General features: G+C 66.0%; 7 protein-coding genes. 3 read left to right on the top strand and 4 right to left on the bottom strand.

The annotated features are described in order from the left end of the window. Positions 1-3: 3 nt before the first annotated feature. Positions 4-1,059 carry a GDP-mannose 4,6-dehydratase gene (gene gmd / locus KF724_09120; GenBank protein ID MBX3355845.1) on the bottom strand — a complete coding sequence of 352 codons (1,056 nt, stop codon included), beginning with the start codon at positions 1,057-1,059 and terminating at the stop codon, positions 4-6. Positions 1,060-1,102: 43 nt separating this feature from the next. Between gmd and KF724_09125 the strand changes: the two genes are divergently transcribed. Both KF724_09125 and KF724_09130 read left to right on the top strand, forming a co-directional pair. Further along, positions 1,103-2,050: a GDP-L-fucose synthase gene (locus KF724_09125; protein MBX3355846.1), complete on the top strand. Its 948-nt coding sequence runs from the start codon at positions 1,103-1,105 to the stop codon at positions 2,048-2,050. Between the two features lie 29 nt (positions 2,051-2,079). After that, positions 2,080-2,979, top strand: coding sequence for a glycosyltransferase family 2 protein (locus KF724_09130; GenBank protein MBX3355847.1), 900 nt, complete (start codon positions 2,080-2,082; stop codon positions 2,977-2,979). On the opposite strand, the gene KF724_09135 is transcribed toward KF724_09130, so the two are convergent. Continuing rightward, complete coding sequence (locus tag KF724_09135; GenBank protein ID MBX3355848.1) at positions 2,953-3,741, bottom strand: FkbM family methyltransferase; 789 nt, start codon at positions 3,739-3,741, stop codon at positions 2,953-2,955. The two genes, KF724_09130 and KF724_09135, sit on opposite strands and share 27 nt — an antisense overlap. Positions 3,742-3,866: 125 nt before the next feature. Beyond that, positions 3,867-4,151 carry a hypothetical protein gene (locus KF724_09140; protein ID MBX3355849.1) on the bottom strand — a complete coding sequence of 95 codons (285 nt, stop codon included), beginning with the start codon at positions 4,149-4,151 and terminating at the stop codon, positions 3,867-3,869. Positions 4,152-4,202: 51 nt separating this feature from the next. Between KF724_09140 and KF724_09145 the strand changes: the two genes are divergently transcribed. Next, positions 4,203-8,129: a HEAT repeat domain-containing protein gene (locus KF724_09145; protein ID MBX3355850.1), complete on the top strand. Its 3,927-nt coding sequence runs from the start codon at positions 4,203-4,205 to the stop codon at positions 8,127-8,129. A gap of 213 nt (positions 8,130-8,342) precedes the next feature. On the opposite strand, the gene ccoS is transcribed toward KF724_09145, so the two are convergent. Further along, a complete protein-coding gene (gene ccoS, locus KF724_09150) occupies positions 8,343-8,600 on the bottom strand; it encodes a cbb3-type cytochrome oxidase assembly protein CcoS (protein MBX3355851.1) in 258 nt (85 codons plus the stop codon). Positions 8,601-8,605: the final 5 nt, after the last annotated feature.

The raw sequence follows: 8,605 nt of genomic DNA on the forward strand, positions 1-8,605 counted from the left end.
CGCTCATTGATCGTGGCCGACAAAGGCGGGCAGGACATGACCGGCATCTCGCAGCGTCTTCTCGCGCCGCGCGAGCTCCATGTCCGACTCCACCATCATCTTCGCGAGCTCTTCCACGGTCGTGCGCGGATTCCAGCCAAGCTGCTTCTTCGCCTTGGATGGATCGCCAAGGAGTTGCTCCACCTCGGCCGGTCGGAAGTAGCGCGGATCGACTTCCACGAAGTCCTTGTAGTCGAGGCCAGCCTCGCCGAAGGCGAGTTCGCAGAAGCGCCGCACGGGGATCATCACCCCCGTCGCGATGACATAGTCATCGGGCTGCGGCTGCTGGAGCATCATCCACATGGCTTCGACATAGTCGCCCGCGAAACCCCAGTCGCGCTGGGCATCGAGGTTGCCAAGGAAGAGCTTCTTCTGAAGGCCGAGCTTGATGCGTCCGACGGCGCGCGTGATCTTGCGCGTGACGAAGGTCTCGCCGCGGCGCGGGCTCTCGTGATTGAAGAGGATGCCGCAACTGGCGTGCATGCCGTAGCTCTCGCGGTAGTTCACGGTGACCCAGTGCGCGAAGACCTTGGCGCAGCCATAGGGCGAGCGCGGATAGAACGGCGTGCTCTCCTTCTGCGGAACCTCCTGCACCTTGCCGTACATCTCGCTGCTCGACGCCTGGTAGTAGCGCACCTTCGCGCCGGAGCGATCCTGGTAGTCACGAACCGCTTCGAGCAGCTTGATGGCGCCGGTCGCCACGCAATCGACGGTGTAGATGGGCTGGTCGAAGCTCACGCGCACATGGCTCTGCGCACCGAGGTTGTAGACCTCGTCGGGACGAAGCTCGTGCAGGAGCCGATGAAGCCCGTTGCCGTCGGTCAGGTCTCCATAATGAAGCCGAAGCCTGGCGCCGCGCTCATGCGGGTCCTGATAGATGTGGTCGATCCGCTCGGTGTTGAAGGAGCTGGCCCGGCGGATGACGCCGTGGACCGTGTAGCCCTTGGCCAGCAAGAGCTCGGTGAGATAACTGCCGTCCTGCCCGGTGATGCCGGTGATGAGCGCCGTCTTGGCCGCCATGGGTTCGCCTCCGTTGGGTCGCTCATGGTATATCGGGTCGCCCATGCTCGACCTTTCCACGAAGCGCGTGCTGGTCACCGGTGGTGCCGGTTTTCTCGGTCGTGCCGTGCTGGAGCGGCTGGCCGCCCGCGGGTGTCGCGACCCCTTTGTTCCGCGGCGCAGGGATTTCGACCTGACCGACGCCTCGGCGGTCGATCGACTCTATCGCGAGGCCCGCCCCGAAGTGGTGCTCCACCTTGCCGCCGAAGTGGGCGGCATCGGCGCGAACATGCGTCACCCGGGTCGCTACTTCTTCGCCAACATGGCCATGGCGCTCCACCTCATCGAAGGCGCGCGCGTGCATGGCCTCGAGAAGTTCGTGCAGGTCGGGACCATCTGCGCGTATCCGAAGTTCACACCGGTGCCCTTCCGTGAAGAGGAGCTCTGGAACGGTTATCCCGAGGAGACCAACGCGCCCTACGGAGTCGCCAAGAAGGCGGCCATGGTCATGCTCGACGGCTATCACCGCGAGTATGGATTGCGCGGCGCCTATGTCCTTCCCGTGAATCTCTACGGACCGTGGGACAACTTCGACCTTGAGAGTTCGCATGTGATTCCGGCGCTCATCCGCAAGTGCATCGAGGCGCAGGCGCGAGGCGAGCGCACGCTGCCGGTGTGGGGCAGCGGATCGCCCAGCCGCGAGTTCCTTTATGTCGAGGATGCCGCCGAAGGCATTGTCCGCGCCGCCGAGGTGATGGATGAGCCGACGCCGATCAACCTCGGCACGGGCATGGAGATTCGCATCAGGGACCTGGTGGAGCTCATCGCGAAGCTCACCGGGTTCAAGGGCGACATCGCGTGGGATGCGAGCCGACCCGATGGCCAGCCGCGCCGCTGCCTCGACACGACCAGGGCGTTGAAGCTCCTCGGCTGGCAGGCGAAGGTCGACTTCGAAGATGGCCTGAGTCGCACGATCGAGTGGTATCGCGCTCATCATGCGAAGGCCCGCTGACGCGCCGCGGCTCCTATACTCGCCGCCCCATGTCGCGCGTGCCCGTGACGGTGGTCCTCCCCGTCAAGAATGAGGAACGACAGCTCGCTGCCTGCCTCGAGCGACTTCGCCGTTTTCACAGCGTGATGGTGGTGGACAGCAGTTCCACCGATCGCACGCCGCAGATTGCGCGAGACTTCGGCGCCCGCTATGTGAACTTCCAGTGGAACGGGCAGTTCCCGAAGAAGCGCAACTGGGTCCTTCGCACGCAGACCTTCGAGACGCCTTGGGTGCTCTTTCTCGATGCCGACGAGTTCGTCTCCGAGGAGTTCTGCGACGAGCTGGAGCGGATCCTCGCCACCACGACCCATGTCGGTTTCTGGCTCGTGTACCGGAATCACTTCATGGGGCGTCCCATCCGCCACGGGGCCAAGTTCAGGAAGCTGAGCCTCTTCAAGATCGGCTCGGGCGAGTATGAGCGCGTCGATGAGCAGAACTGGAGCGCGCTGGACATCGAGGTGCACGAACACCCGATCGTGGATGGAACCACGGGCGAGATTCACGCGGCGATCGACCATCACGACTACCGCGGGCTGGCCCACTACATCGCCAAGCACAACGACTACTCCTCATGGGAGGCGCGGCGCTATCACCAGCTCCGCGATGAAGGTCGCCTGGATGACCCGAAGCTCACCCCCCGGCAGCGCACGAAGTACCGGATGCTGCCGAAGTGGTGGTGTGGGCCGGCGTACTTCATCGACAACTACTTCCGTCGCCTGGGGCTGCTCGATGGCGGCATCGGCTTCATCTTCTCGACGATGAAGGCGATCTACTTCTGGCAGATCTGGCTGAAGATTCGGGAGATCGACCGTGAGGACCAGCTCACGAAGTCGCAGGCCGTGCCGAAGGCGCCCGCAAGTGGATCATCCGCGCAGCGTGCGGGGAAGTGATTCAACCTTCTCCGCGGGAATCGCGAGCGTGTTGAAGACGCACGACGCGATCGGATTGGGCGACTCGCCATCGAACAACTGGTAGCCATGACCCCGGAGCAGGTCCGTCGCCTCGGCGCGCTGGGCGTCGCCCACCTCGATGTAGAGCACGGGGCGGACGCTTCGCAGGAGCGACTCGGCACCGCGCAGCACGGGAAGCTCCGCCCCTTCGACATCGATCTTGACCACATCAGGCCGAGGAAACGAGCCAAGCAGCGCATCGAGCGTGGTCGTCGGCACATGCACGCGCTCACGGACTCCACCCATCTGCGTGCGCCCCGTGGTCGACTCGAGCGCGTTCGACGCGCGCCCCCGCGCGGCGATGAGAAAGGATGCCACGCCAATCTCTGACGAGACTGCGACGGGCAGCACGCTCACGGGCAGATTGACATTCTGAGGCAGAGCCGCCGAGCGTCGCAGGAGCTGCGCCAACCAGATGTCCGCCTCGACGGCGAGCACTCCGCCCTCCTTCGCACGACTCGCCGCCGCGAAGGTGAAGACTCCGACATTCGCGCCGATGTCCCACACCTGCGACCTGGCGCCCACGAAGCGGCGGGCGAGATCGAGCAGCTCCGGGTGGAACGCGGAGAACCCCGGCTTCAGGTACTTGAGTTCCGCGTCGGGCGAAACGAAGAGCGGCGTCGAACCGAAATCGGGCGGCAGGTGCCGTTTGATGGCGCGCCCGCGAGAGAGTCTTTCAACAAGTGTGCGGATGAGCGGCATGCGCGGGGATGACCGGGAAGTCGCGAAGCCTAACCGCCCCGGGTCGATCCGGTGTTCAGGGGAGGCGCTCGGAGAAGGTGTTCGCCGCCGAGGCGCGTCGGCTCGGCGATCGTCTGGTCCGGCACTCAGAAGAGACGCTCGGAGAAGCTTCCCTCCCGGAAGCGCGGCGTCTCCGGCCACGCCTCGTAGTCGGCGTTCGGATGAGCGTCGATCCACTCGATGAATCGCTCGACACTCGCCGGATCGGCCCGCACACGCCACTCCACGCCGAAGATCACCTGCACGCCGAGCCAGAGGTGCGCCGGCGCATTCCGACGCGCGAGCCCAGCCACCGGCTCAAGCAACGGCTGGATGCGCTCCGCCACGCGCCGGACCTGCTCTCGAATGCGTCGAAGTTCCTCTGGGGTCATGGCTGAACGACACGACTATTCTCCACGAAGCGATCACATCGCTCCAGACGCATGAACGCCCTCATTTCGATCGTGCTTCTCTCGCTCGCCCAGCATGGCGGAAGCGCCGCCGCGCCTGATGCAGGCCCGCCCGGCGGGGCACCATCGCCTGACGCGTCACCTGCGGCAACTTCTGCGGCCGCTCTGCCCGCTCCGGCGTCCCCGACGGCGGCGCCCGCCGGCCCTCGCCCCATTCAAGTTCCGCCGGGTTTCGAGTGGGATCTCTTCGCGATGGAGCCGCTCGTCTCGGACCCCGTCGCCTTCTCGATCGACGAACTTGGTCGCGTCTTCGTCGCCGAGAGCGCTCGCCAGGAGCGCGGCGTGGAAGACAACCGCCACCAATCGTTCTGGCTCATTGACGATCTCTCGAACAGGACCAACGACGATCGGTTGCGCATGTACGAGAAGTGGGCCCATCGCTTCGAGGGCGGCATGGCGCACTTCACGCGCTGGGCCGATCGGGTGCGCGTCCTTGTCGACCCCGACGACTCCGGGCGCCCCACTCGCGCGATCAACTTTTCCGGTGACTTCAACGAACCGCTCGACGGCACCAACGCCGGGGTGCTCACCTACGAAGGCACGGTCTGGGTGACCTGCATTCCCACGCTCTGGCGATTCCGCGACACGACCTTCGATGGCGTGGCCGATGAGCGCGAGCGCGTGTTCGATGGCTTCGGTGTGCGAATCGCGCTACGCGGCCACGACATGCATGGGCTGGTGATGGGCCCCGATGGACGCCTCTACTGGTCGATCGGCGACCGCGGTTATCACCTTGAACTGCCGGACGGGCGCGTGCTCGCCGATCCCAAGTCCGGTGCCATCTTCCGTTGTGAACTCGACGGATCGAACCTTGAAGTCTTCTGCACCGGCCTTCGAAATCCGCAGGAACTGGCCTTCAATCGCTTCGGCGATCTCTTCACGGGTGAGAACAACTCCGATGCCGGAGATCGGGCCCGCATCGTCTGGTGCGTCGATGGCGCCGAGATCGGCTGGGAGATGAACTACCAGACGCTCGAAGGCGCGAATCAGCGCGGACCGTGGAACCAGGAGCGCATCTGGAGGCTGTGGGAGGCGGGCGATGCGACCGATCCGCGGCGCGCCGCGTGGGCACTGCCGCCGCTTGCGCATATCGGCAGCGGTCCCTCGGGGCTTGTTGCCTACCCCGGCGTCGGCCTTGATTCGAAGTACGACGACGCCTTGTTCATGTGTGACTTCCTTGGGGATCGGCGCTCGAGCCGTGTGCTCGCGATGACTCTCGAGCGCGACGGCGCCGGCTACGAAGTCCGCAATGTGCATCCCTTCGTGAGCGATGTGCTCCCCACCGATGTGGACTTCGACTTTGCCGGCCGCATGATGATCAGCGACTGGGACGCGGGCTGGGAGAGCAACGGAAAGGGTCAGCTCTATCGCGTGTGGGACCCGCGCTTCGTGAACTCCGACGAGGTGCAGGCTGTGACGCGACTTGTCGGCGAGGGATTCAAAGGACGCTCGGAGGGGGAGTTGGCAGCGCTGCTCCAGAACCCCGACATGCGGGTGCGCCTGCGCGCACAATGGGAACTCGCCTCAAGAGGCGAGGGGGGCGCGGGTGAATTGCTGATGGCGGCCGGGGAGGCACCGCATCTCATCGCGAGGCTGCACGGAATCTGGGGATGCGGGCAGTTCCTCCGCACCGCTCGCGCGACCACGGAGGATCAGCGAGAGGCGATCGAGTTCGTCGGTGGTTCGCTCACGGAGTTGCTCGAGGACGAGGAGCCGGAGATCCGAGCGCAAGTGGCCAAGGTGCTCGGCGAGGCCGCATGGATGCCCGCGCTCGAACCACTCATTGCGATCGCCACCGACGAGGACCCTCGAGTGCGCTTCTTCGCCGCCGGGGCGCTTGGTCGGCTTGGCTCGAAGGAGGCGATTCCCGCACTCACGGCGATTCTCTGGGAAAACCAAGATGAGAACCCCTACCTGCGACATGCGGCGAGTCTTGCCCTCGCGCGGATCGGAGATCGCGAGGCGCTCCTTGAACTCGCGGCGGATCAGTTCCCGCAGGTGCGCCTGGGCGCCGTCCTCGCGCTCCGTCGACTGCGCGATCCAGCGCTCGCTCGCTCACTCTTCGACCCGGAGCGCCGAGTGGCGACCGAGGCGGCCCGCGCCATTCACGACATGGAGATCGACGAGGCGTTCCCCGCGCTCATTGAGGTGGCTGAAGGCTGGTCCGACACGGCGAGCGCGGAGAGCACGAGATCGGGTCTCGCACCAGGCGATGTGACGGTGCACCGCGAAGTGTGGCGACCTATTCCGAACACGACTCAGCTCGATCTCGCGGCGCATCCCGTCTTCGATCGCGAGCCGACCGCGGTCGAGACTCTGTCCGAGTTCGCATCGCCAGCCAACGACGGCTCGCTCTATGCAGCTCGGCTTACAACCACCTTCGTGCCGTCGATGAGCGGCCCCCATCACTTCGACCTTGCGAGTGACGACCACTCGCTGCTCTACCTCGTCTTTCCGGGCGATGATGGGGAACGGCGCCTTCTTGCCCGGGTGCAGGGGTTCGTGCAGGCGGGGCACTACGACGCGCAGCCGTCGCAGCGCTCCGGTCCCGTTCGACTTGAGGCTGGCGTGCCCTATCGGCTCGAGGTGCGCCATGCGCAGGGCGGCGGTATCGCCCACTGTTCACTTCGAGTGACCTATCCCGATGGCCGAGTGGAGGATCCGCTTGGCCGTCGCCCCGAGCCCAATCTTGATGCGGTGCCGCTGCTGCGGCGGGCGATCGACGCCGCATTGCGCTCAGGCTCAGCGCGCGGCGCCGAGGCGCTCATGGGCATTGCTTCGAGTTCCGCCGTGCCGATGGCCATGCGACTCGAGGCACTCGAGGCCCTTCGGCTCTTCGCCGATCCGGTCGCTCGGAGACCGGGAGTGAACAGCCCCGCGCTCGTGCCGAGCGATCCTCCTGTGATGCGCGATCGTGTGCATGGCCGAGTGCATGCCGTCAATCTCGCCTCGCGGGACATCGAGGGCCTGCGGCGTGTGCTTTCCACGCGACTTCCGGCGCTCGCGGCCGATGCCCCCGACGCGATTCGCGCGCTCGCCCGGACCCTCGCCGAGGAACAGTCGATTGCGCTTGACCCGGCGGCGGCGCTCGCCACCGCGCGTGACACCTCGGCGCCGCCACGCGAGCGGGCGCAGTGTCTTCTGCTTCTTGTGCGCCTTCAGCATCCGGAGGCTGGCTCGCTGGTCGCCGATGCCCTGGTCTCGGCTGAACCGCTGCTCCGCATGGCGGCGCGCGAAGCGCTCGTTCGACGGCGCGATCCCTCGGTGACCGGCGAACTTCGTCAAGCGCTGGCCCAAGGTTCACTCAAGGAGCAACAGGTCGCGCTCGCGCAGCTCGCTTCGTTGGCCACACCCGCCGCCGATGCATCGCTCATCGAAGTGCTCCGCGCCGGGCGAAGTGACTCCGGTTCGTCCGAGTCAATGGCGCCAGCCAGTGGCGGCGAACTCGGCGGGATCGCGCTGATGGGTTCGATCGCGTCGAGTCCATCCCTTCGCCTCGATCTTCTCGATGCGGCGGAGCAGCGTCGCGCGGAAGTCCCGGAGATCGCGGCTGCCCTCGCGGCGTGGCAGCACGCCTTGCCCGCCGAGGGCGTCGAGCGACTCATGGAACTCTCGCTCGAAGGAGGCGATGCCGATCGGGGCGCCGCCCTCGTGAACTTCCATTCCGCCAGCGCGTGCCTGAGATGCCATGCGCTCGACGGCCACGGTGGCAACGCCGCGCCGGCCCTCGATGGAGTCGGCGCGCGTCTCTCGCGTCGCGGTCTCCTCGAGTCGCTCATCGATCCGAACGCCGCGATCGCCGAGGGCTACACCGCTCCGAGCGCGATGCCGGAGATGTCCACGCTCCTCACCCCGCGCGAGCTGCGCGACATTGTCGAGTATCTGCACTCCCTGCGCTGAATGACGCGCACCGCGTTGCGCACCCTTGGGCGCATCAACCTCGAGACACGCGCCCCTCGAGACCGTCAATCGCTGCCGATCGCAGATCACGAGATCACTGCATTGGCGAGAGACGCTCTCGCGCTCGCCGTCTCCAGTTCCGTGCATTGCGCCCGTTGCTGAAGCCAGCCCGCGATCTCTCGCTTCAGCCGCCCCACGATGACACCGGCCACCTCAGCGCGTGGCAGGCGGCCGGAGGTCTTGAGCCTTTGCGCTCTCCGACCCTGGCCTCTCATTGGTGTGCGTTGGCGGCACGAGATGGGTGCTGCCAGCCCTCGCCTGCGGGGGCAGCGGTACATCGTCATGCAGCATTCGTCGCGCAGGGGAATCGAGATCCTCGAACTGGTCGTCACGGGTTGCCCAGATGAACGCCGCGAGGAATCCTGCGGCCACCACGAGCGAGATCGGCAGGGCGAAGAAGAGAAGTTCCATGGTGC

The sequence above is a fragment of the Phycisphaeraceae bacterium genome, assembly GCA_019636735.1.
Taxonomy (GTDB): domain Bacteria; phylum Planctomycetota; class Phycisphaerae; order Phycisphaerales; family SM1A02; genus VGXK01.

Excerpts from the sequence above, each read along its gene's own strand:
- gmd (MBX3355845.1), bottom strand. The coding sequence starts at position 1,059 with ATGGCGGCCAAGACGGCGCTCATCACCGGCATCACCGGGCAGGACGGC.
- KF724_09125 (MBX3355846.1), top strand. The coding sequence starts at position 1,103 with ATGCTCGACCTTTCCACGAAGCGCGTGCTGGTCACCGGTGGTGCCGGT.
- KF724_09130 (MBX3355847.1), top strand. The coding sequence starts at position 2,080 with ATGTCGCGCGTGCCCGTGACGGTGGTCCTCCCCGTCAAGAATGAGGAA.
- KF724_09135 (MBX3355848.1), bottom strand. The coding sequence starts at position 3,741 with ATGCCGCTCATCCGCACACTTGTTGAAAGACTCTCTCGCGGGCGCGCC.
- KF724_09140 (MBX3355849.1), bottom strand. The coding sequence starts at position 4,151 with ATGACCCCAGAGGAACTTCGACGCATTCGAGAGCAGGTCCGGCGCGTG.
- KF724_09145 (MBX3355850.1), top strand. The coding sequence starts at position 4,203 with ATGAACGCCCTCATTTCGATCGTGCTTCTCTCGCTCGCCCAGCATGGC.
- ccoS (MBX3355851.1), bottom strand. The coding sequence starts at position 8,600 with ATGGAACTTCTCTTCTTCGCCCTGCCGATCTCGCTCGTGGTGGCCGCA.